Consider the following 17,767-nt stretch of genomic DNA (forward strand, 5'->3'; position numbering starts at 1 on the left):
ATAAATGAGGTACGAAAATGTCAGCACCACCAAAAATTAACACCAAAAATTTTGAAACAATTCTCCAAGAAATCCGCAAGCTAGTACCCTTCTATACTCCAGAGTGGATAGTTTCCGATCATAAAGATTCAGGTTCAGCACTACTCAAAATCTTTGCTCATCTATATACAGGTACACTCCAGCAATTAAACCTGGTACCAGAGAAAAATTTCATCGCTTTCCTCGATATGCTTGGTGTCAAACTATTACCTGCTGCACAGGCTCGCGCACCTGTAACATTTAAACTGAGTGATGGTGCAATTGCAACTGTTTTGATTCCTGCCAAAACTCAGGTAGCTGCTCAAGCCGCAGAAGGAGATGACTCCATTATTTTTGAGACTGAAAGGAACATTGTAACGACTCCAGCCAAGCTAGTTGATGCTTATAGTGTTAATAATAAAGAGGATAGTATTTTCCCCGCACCTCCAAATTTCTTGACAGTAGAAAAACGAACTGCCTTCTTTGCCAGATTAGTCTTGGATGCACAGAAAAATAAGACAAGCTTGTTTTTAGATAATACCTCGGAAATCAATGCAGGGGATATACTTAAAATCGGTGAAGCTAATATTCCATCAGGTTTTGAGTATGTGGAAGTAGATGAAGTTTCTGGTAAGAAAGTTACCATCAAAACTCGAATTACTACTAATTATTATACAGATACTTTAGTTGAAAAAATTATAATTTTTGATTTATTTGCCGGAATCAATAAACAAGAACATATTTTATATTTAGGGCATCAAGATATTTTTAATATTACAGCTAGCGTGCGGATAACGCTGGAAGTACCAAATTCACAGATAAATATTTTAGGTTCTAATTTAATTAAGTGGCAGTACTGCGGAGGAGGTCAAGAAAATACACCATTAGAATGGCGTGATTTTGATTTTAGATTTGAATCTAACAATCTGATTTTAGATAAAGATAATAATGATGAAATTCAAGAAATAGAGATTAATGGTATTAAGAACCGATGGATTCGCTGTATTGTTAATGGGTTATCGGAGAGCAAATTACCACCAATCAACGATTTACAACAAGTTGAAATAAACAGTATCAAAGTCACAGCTACACCATTAGCAAAAGACGAAACAACTCCAGGTCTATCTCCTGACATGGCATTTTATAATGATGTTCCGATTGATATTTCCCAGGATTTTTATCCTGTTGGTAAACAACCTCGGCTATGGGATAGTTTCTATTTTGCTAGTCAAGAAGCTTTTTCTAAGAAAAGTGTACCTTTAACTTTGCAATTTAAGATTATCCCAGCAGAAGAAGACTTTAGTGCTGAAATAAAAGACCCAATTCTTTCTTGGGAATATTGGCATGGCACTGGCTGGAATATTTTAACATTTGCGGGAGAACCAGATAAAACAATACTGAACTTGACTAAGCAAGATGGAGAAATTGCAGCAATTACTTTTACCTGTCCTGAGGATATCAAACCAACATTAGTTAATGGTCAGCAACAATATTGGCTGAGAGTACGCTTGGTTAATGGCGTTTATGGGAGAGAAGTAATTAGCGAAAGTATTAGCGAATATCGGTTTAATCCACCCCATCTAGAAAACTTTCAAATCAGCTATGCTCCCTCAGCTAGTGCTCTAGAATATTGTTTAATTTTTAATAATCTGCAATATCAAGATAAAACTGAAGAAAGCCAAAAAGCTCTTAATTTCCAGCCCTTCCAGGCTCTAAATGATCAACATAATTCTCTTTATTTAGGCTTTGATGCACCTCCCTTAAAAGGTCCGATTAGTATTTTCTTTTCGCTGGAAATACAGGCTTATACTGAGGCAAATATGCCCCGGATTAATTGGGAATATTATAGACGGCAGAATGGTAAAGGTGAGTGGGCTAGGCTAGAGGTTGCGGATGGAACTAACAACCTGACCCAAAGCGGAACAGTTGAGTTTTTCGGGTCGGCTGATTTTGCTCAAACCTTGCGCTTTGGTAAATCACTTTACTGGATTCGGGCTGTTGATATAAATGATAAATTTCAGCCCCAGGAGAAAGGTCTTAAATATACCCAGCTTACGGGCTTTGCTCCTGCTCCTAAAATTAAAGGAATTTATTTAAATACAACATGGGTATCTCAAACAAAGAGAATTCAAAATGAAATTCTTGGTTCTAGCAATGGCAAAGCCGAGCAAACATTCCAGTTGTTCAAATCCCCAGCGATCGCAGAAGATATTTGGGTAAATGAATTGAGTGCCTTATCTGCGGATGAGAGAAAGGATCTGTTAAGTAAATTCACGGTTAATGAAGTCAAAGATAATGGAGGGAATACCAGACAATTTTGGATAAAATGGGAGCCAAGAGAAGATTTGCTCGAATCTACATCTAGCGATCGCCATTATGAAATTGACCACGCTTTTGGGATAATTAAATTTGGCAACGGTGCAGAAGGAGCAATCCCGCCCATAGGAACAGATAATATTAGGGCTAATTATCAAGTTGGTGGTGGAGAACAAGGTAATGTTGGTAGTTTTGAAATTACCAGCTTAACAAGTTCTATTGCTTTTGTTGATAGCGTTACGAACCCAGAAGCCGCCGAAGGTGGTTCAGATTCCGAGTTGTTAGAACAGGCTCTCAAGCGCGGCCCACAAATGTTGAAACATCGCAACCGCGCCGTCACCAAAGGAGATTTTGAATGGCTAACTCGTCAGGCTTCTCGTAGCATTGCGCTAGTCCAGTGCCTGCCCAATTTTGATGATGAAAAAAACAGGCAATCTGGTTGGGTTACGGTGATCATTATCCCTAAAAGCAGCGAGGCACAACCCCAACCGTCATTACAACTAAAACAAACAGTTGAGAAATACCTGCAAAACTACGCTGCAAATGTTGTCACCTCACCCAAACATCTTCATGTTTGTGGCCCGATTTATATGGAGATTGGCATCCAGACGACGCTATTCACGGCTGAGGTTGATGCAGTACCGTTTGTAGACCAGATGGCAATGCAAAAGCTCAATGCATTTCTGCATCCTTTAACTGGTGGTTACTCCAATCAAGGTTGGAAATTCGGATGTTTACCTTGCTTGTCTGATTTTTATACTTTGTTAGGTTCCATCCCTAGCTTAGATCGTGTCCATTACCTATCGATGACTGTTACAAATACAAACACTAACCGTATCTGGCAGATAACGGCGGATAGTTCTTTGGAAGTCCCTATAGTTCCTTATGCATTGGTTTGCAGTGGCAAACACGTAATTGATATCAAAGCAGACATTAATTCCGAAGTTACAGTTAATTAATAGACAGTTAGGAATCACCAACAATGACATTACCTTTACCACGACTAGATGATAAAACTTTTGCCCAATTGATGCAAGATGCGCGGAAATTAATTCCTCGTTATGCCCCCGACTGGACGGATTATAATACCCACGATCCTGGTATTACTTTCATTGAGCTTTTCGCTTGGCTGACTGAAATTCAGGGTTACTATTTAGATCAAGTTAGAGATGAAAACTTGATCAAATTTCTGAAACTCATTAACATTCGACTCAAAGATGTTACCTCAGCTACTACTAATGTCAAATTTTATTTTGTTGATCAGCAGGAAATTGCACCTATTTGGATTCCCCAAGGTACAAAGCTAACTACCAACGAACAGGTAATATTTGAGACTGATGCCCCCTTGCTTGTAGTTTCGGACAGTCTAGAAAAGGTGATTAGTTCTTCTAAATCAGGACGGAAGGACAATATAAAGGTAATTGATGGACAAGGACTTTCGTTTTTTGCCTTTGGTGAAAATGCAGAAGCTGGGAGTTGCCTTTATCTTGGTTTCAAATTATATATATTCGATTGGAATAAGGTTCCTGATCTCGAATGTGATACAGATAGCGAAAGACTCAAGCAGTTTTTAGACCTGTATCTTGGATTCAGTTGGGTTAAAAATATAGATCATGAAGCTATTTATAAAAATGATGATGGAAACATTATTATTACTCATGGCGATAAACAGCTAACCTTGGAACTTGATGAAGTAAGCAATCTGGTAAAGCTTACCTTTAATCAAGATATCACAGATGAGATTTATTTGCTCGTCCTTAAAAAAGATAACTTAATCTGCATATACGGTCAACCATTTCCCGTAAATAAATCCATTCCTCTAACCTTCAACCTCTTTGAAGACTACCAGAATAAGCGAGGTAAATATGAAGAAGAAACTGTAGAAATGATTCCTTCAGCTAATCTTACTTGGGAATATTATGGTGGCGATCGCTTCTGGAAAAAACTTGATGTAAATCATGATGAAACGCTAAATTTATCCCAGAGTGGTCAGCTATGGTTTACAGCGCCAATGGATATGCATGTACGTAATATATTTCCTTTCCCTGAACAACTTTTCTGGCTGCGAGTAACTGTTCAAGAAGCTGGATATGAACTACCGCCCAAGATAAATACTATTTTATTAAATACTATTACAGTTACTCAAAAACACAGTATCAGTGAATTTAAAACCTATTCAAGTCATCATCAACGAACTCAAGCATTTCCAGCTTCATATTTGGCACTGATCGGTGAAAGCATCATTCAAGTTAAACAATTTCCCTTAACCCTATCCTTATTATTCTTTAACTCTCGTTTAGAACTTTTAAACCCAATTTTTTGGTTAGCTGTTGTCTTATGTCATAATTCCGAGGTGCAATATGGATACTGGAAAGATTGGCAGAATTACAGGCTACAAAAAAATCAGGAACAAGGAACAATAACGGTAACTTTTCGCGGTAAAATCGCACCAAAAGGTACAAACAATATCAGAGTTGTTTCTTATCTAGACGAATTCGAGAAAAAGCGTTTTCTCGGTGGCAGCAATGGATTGCCAAGTCAAAGTTTCTCCCTCAAGCAGTTTGTAATAGTTTCTGAAAGTTTTCAAATTCAAGTTAAAGAGCCAATTCAAGAAGATTACCTCTGGCGTGATTGGATTCGAGTTGATAATTTTGATGCTTCTAAACCAAAAGATACACATTATGTATTAGATGCCGAAAATGGCGAACTTTATTTTGGTGATGGTATTAATGGCGATATCCCACAGATTTTAGATTTTCAAGATCAACAGAGTATCTGTGTAATTTCTTGTCAAACCAGTAGTGGAGAAAAAGGTAATGTAGAAGCGAAAACAATTAATCAGATTTTGAATCCTATTTCTACTTTAGTGGATAGAGATTCTATTTATCCCACCAAATTAACAGTTGAAAATCAAGGAGTTACCTCTGGGGGTGCGCCGCTAGAAACATTAGAAAAAGCGAAACTACGTGCCAGAAAAGACTTGAAGCAAATACACTCAGCTGTTACTTCTGAAGATTACGAGTTATTGGCTCTTTCCACCCCTGGACTTCGTGTTGCTAGAGCTAAAGCGATCGCACCGACTGCAACGGAAGCAAAAACTTTGGTCAAAGTAATAGTTGTACCTTACAGTGAAACCCTTGTTCCTGCTTCCCCCAGCTCAGGGTTTCTGCAAAATGTTCGCCAACATTTAGAACCACACAGATTGATTACGACTAAATTAGAAGTCATTCCCTCCAGCTATGTTGAAGTCAAAGTGAAAGCTTTATTGCAGATTCGCTCTGGATTTGACCCTAATGAGGTTTGCAAGCAAGTAAATAAGTCTTTGATTGAGCAGTTTTTACACCCCTTAAAAGGAGGTTCAGAAGGTAAAGGCTGGCAGTTTGGGCGAACAGCTTATAAATCGGAAGTTTATAAAGCAATTAAAGATTTTAATGAGGGGGTGGATTGTGTGAAAAGCTTAGTTTTATCTATTCAAAATGCAGATAAAGATGCGGAAGCATATCTCGATCAATATGGAAATATTCATATTTCTAGAAATAGTTTGATTTATTCAACGAAACACGAAATTCTTTATTAAAAATAATGATTTATAAGTTTAGTAAATACTATGAACCCGAAAGAATTTAAATTTTTAGTTCTGAATACAAAAACTGATTGGCAAAAATGCAAACCGGATAATCTGCATTTTTCTGATGAAGGGATACAACTAAAATTTGGTACTCAGTTCGTATTTGAAAGCCAGATTTCCGGCGAACAAGCTTTTAGCCAATTTGAAGCTGTTGATTTGGCGGTTGATGATTTTGATCAACTATATTTGCTCAATCCAAAAGAGCGGCGAATTTGGCTTTTTGATTCCGAGCAAAAGTACTTAGAGCCAGTTGCATATCTGGATGCTTTGTTTGGTACGCCTACAAACATTGCCTTTAGTAACTCGACAATTTACGTAGCAGATGAATTTCGGGTTTCAGAGTACATTCAGTCTCGTATCTATGCCTTTTCCCGATTTGACTGGCAAATTAGATGGGTTGTGACGCTTCCACAAGATGTGAAGGTGATCGATTTAGCGGCGAATACAACAGACGGGACACTATATGTCCTTTGGGATGGTGGCGAACAAGTTGTTGCTAAATATGCGCCATCAGGACAATGTATAGAAAAAATAAAATTTACCAGAAGTGACATTAGAAATGCAACAGCGATCGCTCTGGGTGTTAATGGCTATATCTATGTCCTCGATAATCTAAAAAGTCACGAAAAGGTTGTGAGGTTTGATGTCAACGGTACTAGGGTTGAACATAGCTTGATTAATTTTCCCAGACTGCGGGAGCAACTATTGGTTCCTAAAGAAATTGAGCCTTCAGGATTAGCAGTTGATAGTCAGGGAAATGTATACATTGGTGATAAGCGATCGCGTAGCGACTTTATAGGATTATCACTTTCTCCAGGTGAAGAAGAAGACAGATTCATTTTTCGCTGTCACCCATCTGGAGGAACCGTGGAAGCAATTTTAGGTTATCGCGGTGCAGTGAACAAAATGATTTGCGTTCGCGATCGCCTTTTTATCTTCAATTCTGACAAACAAACAATCAACGTTTTGCGGCGCGAACAGCAATTTTTACGCCAGAAGTATCAAGAGTTGCCGACAGGTTCTTTCAAAACTGTTTTTGATAGTACTATTCCTGATCAACAATGGCATAAATTTATTTTAGAAGGGGAGATTCCACAAAACACGCAAATAAAAGTTTATTATTCAATTACAGATAGTAAGTGGCAGCCAGCAGAACCATACTTTGAACCTTTGATTAATCCTAGCGATGCTCTGATTCGCGGTAATAAAGAAATTCCCAGTCCCAAAGGGCGATATCTACATTTAAAAGTAGAATTCATCGGCACGGAACATCAAACGCCAATACTCAAGAGCCTTCGAGTGGTTTTCCCGCGACTGTCATATTTACGTTATTTACCGGCTGTTTATCAAGAGGACGAAGAAAGCCGCGATTTTCTCGAACGTTTTCTCTCGTTATTTGAAACCTTTTTAGGAAAATTAGAAGGAGACATAGATCATATTGTCCGCTACTTTGATGCAGACGTTGTGGGTGAAGACTTTTTACCTTGGTTATCTACCTGGCTAGCGATCGCCACTGATGACAATTGGACGCAAGAGCAACTACGAAACCTAATTAGGAAAGCACCGCAACTATATAAGCAGCGCGGCACAAGGGAAGGAATTGCGGCGACAGTCGAGTTATTTACAGGCGATCGCCCTTTAATTATTGAATATTTTCAACTAGAGGAGAGTAATAACAACCAAGTAAATGAAATACTGAAAAAAGCATACTTTAATGACAACGATCCATTTCGTTTTTGGGTTTTGCTCAGTCCCTTCCAAGTCAATAGCGAAATAGAACTACAAACTATTCAACGTCTGGTTGAAGCAGATACACCAGCTTATACCGAAGCTCGGATAAAATTATTGCAACCTTGGATTTCTTTAGATAAAGAGTCATATTTAGGATTCAACAGTTGTGTATTTGAACCTAGCTTACAGTTGGATATGGGAGCAGCTATTTCCCAGGAAAATATTTTAACTGATATTGAAGAATTCGGACAACTAGAAAGACGTTCGAGAATAGGTTTAGACACCAAACTAAACTAATTATAATTTAACCACCTTAAGACAACAAGGAGTTTATAACTATGGCGAATAATGGATTAGCAAGCACAGATTCCTCGTTAAGTTCTTTTGAACGTAACAGTTATTTTTATGGCAAACTTTTGACTGTCCGTGATTTTGAACTAGAGCAAAAATATGGAATTGAAAAAAACCATCTTCTCAATCGCTTGATTCAAGGTAAGGGTATCGTTTGTGGCTTAGAAGTTGATGAAAAAATCACCGTCGAAAAAGGTAATCAGCAAGATCAACTGCTCCTAAAAATTCAGATATCCCAAGGTGTAGCCTTAGATTCTTCTGGTCGTGAAATTGTCATTAGTCAAAATATCTCTGAGACATTAAAGGTAAAGTTAAGAGGCAAAAACTACGGCAAAAACTACATTTACATTGAATATGACGAGCAGTTTACAGAGCGTGTTTCTCAGGTAGAAAATGGTTATGGTAGGGTTAAAGAAACTTACACAATTTTTGCTAGCTCAAAAGTGCCTTCTGCACAGATACAAGGCAAAGTTTTTGTGGAAAGCGATACTGATTTAGAGTTTATTTTGGGTGTCAAAGTTGAAGCTGTAGATTCAAAAACTCAAATCGTCAAAGCAGTTACATATACTGACGTAGCAGGTAATTATACACTTCTAGTTCCCAATGGGACTTATCAGGTCAAAGCTTCAGCAAGTGGCTTTGAAACCAAAATTTCAGGAGAAATCACCGTTTCTCTAGATCAGCAAAATGAATCAATCAAAACTGTAGAAGATTTAACGCTGATTCCTGACTCATCCCAAACATCATCATTTCTGCTTCAGGAAATAGTTCAAGATTACTACAATCACTACTTAAGTGCTTATTCTGGATACAATCAAGATAGCAAAATACTGCTAGCTGTGGTGAATATTCCGGCAGATAACGCACCACCAACACTCGACAAACAAGAAACCGCAAAATATCGCCAAATTGTCTACAGTAATCCCATGCTGTATGACCTCCTAAGTAAAATTAACACTACAATTCCCGCTCCAGCAGATACAGTCAGCAGCATTCAACAAACTTTAATTCCGGGAATTTCTCCACAATTTGCTCGTGCAGATCATACCCATAACTTAGCGGATGATGTTGTCACAGCTAGCAAAATAAATGCCAAAATTTTTACTTCCTCAGATAACAGTATTAGTATTGCCAAAACTCAGGATAAACAATCATTTGATTTAAAAGTTGCTTCTTCAGTAAAACTTCCCGTTCCCGGAGACACTGCAAGCAGTATCCAACAAACATCAAATGCTGGAAGTTCCACAGAATTGGCTCGTGCAGACCATGTTCATAATTTGCTAATTAATGATAGAGGCCCTGATGCTAGCGGAAAGTTTATCTTTACAGCTGGAGATAATATCAATCTCGTTCCCGGACAAAAGCCCAACGAATTAGTAATTTCAGCTACAGGAGATAATGCATCAGCATTATTTACAGGTACACAGGAACTGGAATTTGAAAGAGATGAAAGTTTGCCAAAAGGCAGTTTAGTACCTGTCAGCATTACAGTGGAGGATTTAAAAGAAGGACAACCTTTTTCAGTTATGCTTGCTCCCATATTACCAGCAGATATTCCGCCAATTACTCGTCCATCTTTAGGACAAAAGGAGGGACTACACTTTGTCTTTGGCTCTAATATTCAACTACCGCGTATGTATGTAGCATATATACCGCTCCCCTACAACAAAACCTTTGAAATTCATGGTTTTGATGCCAATGTTGCCAACAACAACCAAGAGCAAAAAGTTAAAGTTGTTTATTGGGTAATTGCTGGTTCTCAAGAGGTAAATGCACCATCAGCTTCTATTAAAGATAAAGTTTTAGAAGCAATTAGGAGTAGTGATAGTGAGGGAATAAAGATTACAGGTTTAATGCGAGAATTGGGGGTGGCGCGATCTGAGTTGGAACCCGAACTTGCACAACTGGTTGATGCAGGTGAAATCCAACGTGGCAATGGTAATAAATACCTGATTTCCGGGGCGTGAAAAACACTTTATCTTTAATATCTACTGGCATTGAAAATAATTTCAAAGATTTGTTGCTTAACGATTGGCAACTTGCTTCGGTAGGTATACTCAAAGATAAAATCGCTACCCTAATAGTTGTTGCTTAATGCGATCGCTAAATGGCAACACAACAAATAATATAAAACCAAAACCTAACAATTCCTGACACCCCTGCTCAGAAAATACGAGGTAAAAAATGCACGAGCCGAAGCAGGATAAAAACGCTAATACCAAGACAGACCGCCAACAAACTGCGGTTAAAAATGTGTCGCAAAATGGACTTGGCATCGCCGCCACCCCTCGCGATCCACTGGTACAGCAAGTTTCGCGGATGGGGAATGCTCCTAATCCTAGCGCCCATGCGGCTATCCTGAATCGCGCTCCGGCTAATCAGCAATCTTCTAACAGGCAATTATTACTCCAATTGCAGCAGCAGTATGGAAATCCCTACGTGAATCAGGTGTTGCAATTAGCGCGGGGGATGGATGGGATAACACCAGAAGACTCGACACCTAAAATACAGCCGAAAATTAGTTCGCTGCAACGGCAGGAAATGTCTCCCAAGGATGAGGAGGAAGATAAACCTGTTCAAATGAAACCGGAAATTACTTCGTTGCAACGGCAGGAAATGTCTCCCAAGGATGAGGAGGAAGATAAACCTGCTCAAATGAAACCGGAAATTAGTTCGTTGCAACGGCAGGAAATGCCTCCCAAGGATGAGGAGGAAGATAAACCTGCTCAAATGAAACCGGAAATTAGTTCGCTGCAACGGCAGGAAATGTCTCCCAAGGATGAGGAGGAAGATAAACCTGTTCAAATGAAGCCGGAAATTAGTTCGTTGCAACGGCAGGAAATGCCTCCCAATGATGAGGAGGAAGATAAACCTGTTCAAATGAAGCCACTAATTCAGGCAAAGCTTACTATTAATCCTGCTGGGGATAAATATGAGCAAGAAGCGGATCGGGTAGCAGATCAGGTAGTGCAGAGAATGAATGCATCTGAGGTTGGGCGATCGCCAGAAAGTGGGGCTATTCAGCGAGAGGATATGCCCGAACAAGTTCAGAAAAAACCGGAAATTAGCACGCTTCAGCGTCAGGAAATGTCTCAGGAAGATGAGGAACACAAGCTTGCTCAGAAACAGCCTCAGTCCGTCGTTAAGAAGTCGCAGAACAAGACTGCACCAGATGAGGAAGATAAACTTACCCAGAAGAAGCCAAAAACTGGCGCAACTCAGCAACAGCAGCCTGAGGAAGAACAGCAAGACAAACTTGCGAATCGCACAAAAAAAATCGTTCAGAAAAAGTCAGCCAATCAGCCTACTGAAGCTAACACCGCAGGTACACAAAACTTAGAAGGTTCAATCCAACAAGCGCAAGGCGGCGGACAGGCCATCCCCGAAAAGACTCGGCAACCAATAGAGCAAGCATTTGGGGCTGACTTTAGCGGCGTTAAGATACACACTAATACCCAATCGGATCAACTCAATAAATCTATTCAGGCTCGCGCTTTCACCACAGGGCAAAATATTTTCTTCCGTCAAGGAGCTTATGAGCCTGGTAGTCAGTCAGGGCAGAAGTTACTTGCCCATGAGTTGACTCACGTTGTCCAGCAAAATGGTAGCGCGGTTCAGGCTAAATCAGTCTCTAAAAAGGAAAATAAGGTACAGACAAAACCTCTTGTCACCCGATCATCTTCTCAACCTGAACCCATAGTACAGTGCAAAAAGCAGAATTCTCCAGAAACAACTAAGCCAGATAACAAGCAAAGTCCTAAGGAACAGGAACAAACTCAGCCAGATAATAAACAGGGACAGCCGACGCAACCAATTCCGCCAGCAGGCGACACTGCACAAGGTAAAGGGCAACCTCAAGCCCCAGCAAGTGGTGGCGCAACCAATCCGCCTCCAGCGACTACAGCAGGTGGTGGTGCCGGATCAGCTTCCCAAGGAGAAAGTGGAAACGACGCAGATTCAACAAAAGCTCCAGCTATGGCAGAAGCGATCGCCTCCCCAATGACTGGCGAACAGAAAGCTCCTACTTCCCCCCAACAAGACCCAGCATTCCAAGCCGTAACCAGTAACGCCGAAACAGTCGCCCAGGAACAACAGGAACACCAACCCGCCAAGGAAAAAGCCGAAGAAGCTCAAGCTGCTGCTGAACCCCCCACAAATGAAGTAGATAGTAAGGCACAAGCCAATCAGGTTGGTGAGATGCAGCAAACTGAAACTCCAGAATTTGATGCTGTAGCCTTCAAAGCCAAGTTGATGCAGAAGATTGCTGATATGGCTCCCAAAAACCTGAAAGAGGCTGACGAATTTAAGAATAACAACAAACTCGACTCAGTAAAAGAGGAGTTGGGTGACAAGGTAAATGAGGAACAGAAAACCTCTCAAGGCCCCTTGGAAGAGAAAACAAACGAAACCCCTGACACCAGTGGCATCGAGCCGAAAACTGTAGAACCACTGCCTCCAACTGAACCGGGGGAAGTCCCAACGGATATAAATGCTCAGAAGGCTGCACCCAAGTCTAAAGGGGAGAGCGAAGTTGAAGCACCACTGCAAGAAGACAGCAAAAAGCTCGACAAGCAGATGGCCGATGCAGATATTACCGAGGAGCAATTGGCAAAATCCAATGAGCCAGAGTTCCAAGCAACTCTTAAATCAAAAGGTGAGGCTCAAACCAACGCCCAAGAAGCACCGCCAAAATATCGAGAAGATGAGCAAGGCTTAGTATCAACAGCTGAAGGTGCTGCTGTAGCTACTGCACAAGAACAGATGCAGGGTATGCACGATACCCGCGCCCAACAGCTAGATAAGGTTGCAGATAAGCAAGCGGGAACCAAGGGCAAAGACGAAGAAGCACGGACGAAGGTCGCTACTGATATTAATAAGATTTATGAAGATACCAAAGCAAAAGTTGAAAAAACTCTCAGCGACCTAGATACCCAAGTTGGGCAAGAGTTCGATAATGGTGCGGCTGAGGCGAAGAAGGTCTTCGAGGACTACGTAGACCAGCGAATGAAGGAATATAAGAAAAAGCGTTATGGCGGTGCTTTTGGCTGGTTGCGTTGGATAGGAGACAAATTGTTTGGGATGCCCTCAGAGGTGAATGCTTTTTACCAAGAGGGACGGGATCTTTACATCCAAAAGATGGATGTTGTCATTGATAAAGTCGTCACTATAATCAGTCAAGGGCTAACCCAAGCAAAAGCGGAAATTGCCAACGGCAAGCAAGAAATTCAAAACTATCTCGACAAACTGCCTGAAGATTTACAAGAAGTAGGTCAGGAAGCAGCCGCAGACATTCAAAGCAAGTTTGAAGATTTGCAGCAAACTGTCAGCGATAAGGAAGATGAGCTAATTAATAGCCTATCGCAGAAGTATCAGGAGAATCTGAAAGCTGTTGACGATCGCATTGAAGAGATGAAGGAGGAAAATAAGGGACTGATCCAAAAGGCGATCGAGTTTATCGTAGACACGATTAAAACCATTATTGAACTCGGAAAACTGCTGCTAAAAGTTTTAGCACGAGTAGCGAGTGTCATCCCGCAAATTCTCAAAGACCCGATTGGTTTCTTCAAAAACCTGGTTAAAGCTATCAAACAAGGCTTTGAGAATTTTGTCAAGAATATTGCCCAGCATCTCAAGGAAGGGCTGATTACTTGGCTGACTGGTACTCTGGCAGGAACAGGTATTGAGATGCCAAAAACCTTTGACCTTCCAGGCATCTTTAGCTTGGTGACGCAGGTTCTGGGGCTAACGCCTGAGACGATTGAGGCACGAGCAACGGAACGATTGCAAGGGGGAACTGGGGAGCGATCGCAACCCGCCGGTGCCACAAAGCAAGGCAAGCAAGGGAAAGGGGGAAGACAAACACCACAAGCAACACAAACAGGGCAAACACCGCAAACAGGGCAAGGGCGTGATTCGACACAGAATACTGCTCAAAATTCTCCCATGTCTCCCCAAACAACTGCTGATAACGGCAACCAAGAAAACTCCGCTCTTGCAGAAACAGGCTTTGATATCTTCAAAATCTTGTCTACCCAGGGCGTGGCTGGGCTGTGGGAGCTAGTCAAGGATAAAATTGGCGACCTGAAGGCAATGGTGCTTGACCCCATCCAGACTTTTGTTACGGAAACCATTATTCAAGCAGGGATAGAGTGGATTATCAGCTTGATGAACCCAGCTTCGGCATTTGTGAAAGCTTGTAAGGCGATTTACGAAATTCTCAAGTTCTTCATGGATCATGCCGAGCAGATTGCAGATTTAATTAACGCAATTCTGGATTCCATAGAAGCGATCGCTAAGGGAGCGATCGACCAAGCAGTGAAAATGGTTGAGGGTGCCTTAGCTAAGTCTGTGCCAGTAATAATCGGATTTTTAGCAAGTCTGTTGGGTTTGGGCGGCATTAGCGAGAAAGTTCAGGCAATTATTCAGAAGGTGCAACGACCGATTGAAAAGGCGATCGATTGGGTGATTGAGCAAGGTGTTAAGGCTGGTAATAAAGTTGGTAACAAAGTTAAAGAAAGTAAAGCAGGTAAGAAAGTTGGAGATGGTGTAGACTCAGCTAAGCAAAAAGGCGAAGCTGCACAGCAGGGGGTTAGCGATAAACAGGAACCCGCCCAGAACAAGTTTGATGAGAAGAAGGGAGCGACAAGAGACAAGTTTGGCAAGGATAAGGGCGGGAAGTCCAATCAGAAACCTAGCACTGAGAAAGGTAAACGTGGTGAGAGTAAGCCTGAGCAGAACAGTAAAGCTAACAGAGATAAGAATAACAACAAAAAAGATCAAGAGCGGCACAAGTTGCTTGTTCAAAAGGTAATATCAGAACTGGAACAAACCGATGGCAAAGCGAAGGACTATAAGACCATAAGAGCAGAGAAAGAAGCACAGGCTAAGCGAATTGAGAAGTCTTATACGGCTAAGCTAAAGAAGGGGATTAAGCTCAGGGTTGACTTTGAAAATGCCGCAAAGGATGAGAAAGATGGATACCTTAACTTTAAAGTAGTAATTGCACCGAATGACACAACAGCAAGCTCTAAGATAGACACCTATAAAGCCGATAAACCAAAAACGGCGATCGCAATACTGGCAGATAAGTTTGGCAACTCAACATCCTTCGGTCTAAAAGGCAATGCGATCCAGCCCTCGATAAGACTCGCAGAATTTACAGAAGTAAGGGAGGAGGTAGATCGGCCTAAACAAGTAAAAGCAACAATAGTGGGGACGCGAAGAACAATGGGGGGACGCGATCCTAAACCGCCACAGACAGCCATAGGACATTTGGGAGTACACGAGCGGGCAATTATGGGCAGACCACGAGTTCCGGGGGCTTATGCAGGAGGGCATCTCATTAGCGATAAAATACTGGGTGCAGATAGCTATGAAGAGTACAATTTAGCGCCACAGCTTAAAGATTTCAATAGCCCCGGCTATAGGAATATAGAAGAGAGAGCCGAGAAAGGACTAATCAATGAAAAAGGTAATGTTGATACAAAAGTATCAATTACCGCTACAGTTGACTTAAGATATCCCGATCAAGACTATAAAGTAGAAGCGCGAGAACTGGTGAGCAGAGGCGTTGTACCAAACCTGGGAACAGTTACCCCAACAGAGGTGCTTACAATTCCCAGACGAGTGCCTTCTAACTGGAAAATTACACTCGAATTTGATTCTAAAAACTATCCTAAGCACTATTTTACATCAGCCTCCATAAAGCCAGAAACAAAGAATAAATTTAAAGATGATCCAGCAAAACTCACACGTCGAGGTTCGCGTGAATATGCGTTTAACATAACTCCGCACTCAATGGCCGGTCTTGGAAATATTGTCATTGGAGGCATAAGCGGCACAGGAGGAAGCACAAACAATAAACTTATAGCGGAGGCGGTTCAAGACTATCCAGAACAAATGAGTGCTTCAAGCACTTCAACTGCTCCAAGCACTTTAGCCCCAGCTACGGCTTCAACTGTTTCAACTAGTTCAACACCGCTCTCTTCCATCTTCGCTATACCTTTCAACATCAACGATTTCACCAATAAGTCTCCTGCATACACGACTTTGGGAAACAGGTTTGACACAACTTTCCCTGAGAATCTAGCCAATGCAGTAAACAAAAAAAGAGTACACAATTCATCAATTGATGTTAGCAACTTTCATAGACTCTTAACAACTCTTCCTACATCCAAGAGAAGAAAAAAAGATGATACTTGGATGAAACAACTAAAATACGATCCCAATATTAAATTTACATAAGAACAAATATCACAAATTGAGCTATCACAAATTGAGGCAACAGATTTTTTAGAGTTTTAAAGCATCGGATCATTAGAGGAAAACGCTGTATGGTAGGAAAAACAGAATATAGCCAAATCAAGTGCAAACTAACATTATGCGATCAGTTCCAATCTCCCCTAACAGTTTGTGCTGTCGCCCCAGCCTTAACTATACTTGATGACGAAATTATCGAGTGTCGCATCACATTTGAGGTAACACCACAACTCTACCAACGCATCGACACAGATGGATTATTCAATCTCAAACCCAATGTACGTAATTCCCTTTCTGCTGGAAAATTTATCCTAGAACAAGACATCAAAATTGAAACCAGCTTAAAACCCGATTTGTTACCACACTTGGTAAAACACGCTGCCAATAATAATGAAGCTGCAAGTTATATCCAGAACTTAAGCGAAGCGCAGCCCGATCATCCAATATTATCCACCGAAAGTTGGTTAGCTCTATCTGTTACACAACAACAAAACTCAGGCGAAATCGGCTATCGCACACTTTGGTCTTATATTAGTCCAGCAAATCTTGCTCAAGCAGCCACCTCCAGCGAAGAAATTTCTCAAGGAATTGTCAATTTTTTCAAAGACTGGACTCAGGCTAATCTATCTGTAAGAACCAAAAAAGCTAGTGACAAAATGCTGGAGGGAATAAGTAGTTTCTTAACAGAATTAGCTGATATTAATCTGGATGAGATTACTCAAGAATTAGAGGCAAATCTCAAAACATCCCCTACAGGTGGAGACATTTTTGAGGAAATGGTCAACTTCTTCAAAGCAGATGATTGGCCTTTCGTCCAGATTGAAGGACAACCAGTTTTACAAATAGTTTTTCAAGGCGAAAATGGCAAATGGACATGCTACGCTAATACCAGAATTGAACAGCAGCAATTTATTTTTTACTCACTTTGCTCGGTAAATGCACCAGAAGACAAACGGCTGGCTGTAGCAGAGTTATTGACTAGAGCCAATTCTGGTATGCTTATCGGCAACTTTGAACTAGACTTTGCCGATGGGGAGATTCGCTACAAAACCAGTATTGATGTAGAAGGCGACAGACTCAGTTATGCAATTATTAGGCGCTTAGTTTATGCCAACGTTACGATGATGGATCGATACTTGCCGGGAATTATGTCTGTTATTTATAGTAATGCAACGGCAGAGGATGCGATCGCGCAAATTGAGGGATGATAAAATACAGGCCATCGCTTGAGCAAAACTGGTGATGCATTTATAGAAAATGCGATCGCGCAAATTAAAGATGATAAAAAATAAGCGATCGCTTGAGTCAAACTGGTGATGTGTTTATAGAAGATGCGATCGCGCAAATTAAAGATGATAAAATACAGGCCATCGCTTGAGTCAAACTGGTGATGTGTTTATAGAAGATGCGATCGCGCAAATTAAAGATGATAAAATACAGGCCATCGCTTGAGTCAAACTGGTG

Annotated in this window: 6 protein-coding genes; all 6 read left to right on the forward strand. The window is 40.9% G+C overall.

From position 1 onward, the window contains the following. Positions 1-17 precede the first annotated feature (17 nt). Positions 18-3,293 carry a baseplate J/gp47 family protein gene (locus tag V7K67_RS20850; RefSeq protein WP_335168200.1) on the forward strand — a complete coding sequence of 1,092 codons (3,276 nt, stop codon included), beginning with the start codon at positions 18-20 and terminating at the stop codon, positions 3,291-3,293. Positions 3,294-3,316: 23 nt separating this feature from the next. Beyond that, positions 3,317-5,911, forward strand: a complete 2,595-nt coding sequence (locus V7K67_RS20855) for a putative baseplate assembly protein (RefSeq protein ID WP_335168202.1) — start codon at positions 3,317-3,319, stop codon at positions 5,909-5,911. 30 nt (positions 5,912-5,941) lie between these two features. Then, the gene (locus tag V7K67_RS20860; protein ID WP_335168203.1) at positions 5,942-7,990 is read left to right on the forward strand and encodes a phage tail protein; all 2,049 of its coding nucleotides are present in this window, start codon (positions 5,942-5,944) and stop codon (positions 7,988-7,990) included. Positions 7,991-8,031: 41 nt separating this feature from the next. Continuing rightward, complete coding sequence (locus V7K67_RS20865) at positions 8,032-10,011, forward strand: carboxypeptidase-like regulatory domain-containing protein (protein ID WP_335168205.1); 1,980 nt, start codon at positions 8,032-8,034, stop codon at positions 10,009-10,011. A 217-nt stretch (positions 10,012-10,228) separates the two neighbouring features. Beyond that, a complete protein-coding gene (locus V7K67_RS20870; RefSeq protein ID WP_335168207.1) occupies positions 10,229-16,288 on the forward strand; it encodes an eCIS core domain-containing protein in 6,060 nt (2,019 codons plus the stop codon). An 89-nt stretch (positions 16,289-16,377) separates the two neighbouring features. After that, complete coding sequence (locus tag V7K67_RS20875) at positions 16,378-17,511, forward strand: YbjN domain-containing protein (protein WP_335168209.1); 1,134 nt, start codon at positions 16,378-16,380, stop codon at positions 17,509-17,511. Positions 17,512-17,767: the final 256 nt, after the last annotated feature.

It is taken from the genome of Nostoc sp. (genome assembly GCF_036917155.1).
In the GTDB taxonomy this organism is placed as follows: Bacteria; Cyanobacteriota; Cyanobacteriia; order Cyanobacteriales; family Nostocaceae; genus Nostoc.

Bases quoted from the DNA above. Each gene is read 5' to 3' on its own strand.
- V7K67_RS20850 (WP_335168200.1), top strand. From the start codon at position 18: ATGTCAGCACCACCAAAAATTAACACCAAAAATTTTGAAACAATTCTC.
- V7K67_RS20855 (WP_335168202.1), top strand. From the start codon at position 3,317: ATGACATTACCTTTACCACGACTAGATGATAAAACTTTTGCCCAATTG.
- V7K67_RS20860 (WP_335168203.1), top strand. From the start codon at position 5,942: ATGAACCCGAAAGAATTTAAATTTTTAGTTCTGAATACAAAAACTGAT.
- V7K67_RS20865 (WP_335168205.1), top strand. From the start codon at position 8,032: ATGGCGAATAATGGATTAGCAAGCACAGATTCCTCGTTAAGTTCTTTT.
- V7K67_RS20870 (WP_335168207.1), top strand. From the start codon at position 10,229: ATGCACGAGCCGAAGCAGGATAAAAACGCTAATACCAAGACAGACCGC.
- V7K67_RS20875 (WP_335168209.1), top strand. From the start codon at position 16,378: ATGGTAGGAAAAACAGAATATAGCCAAATCAAGTGCAAACTAACATTA.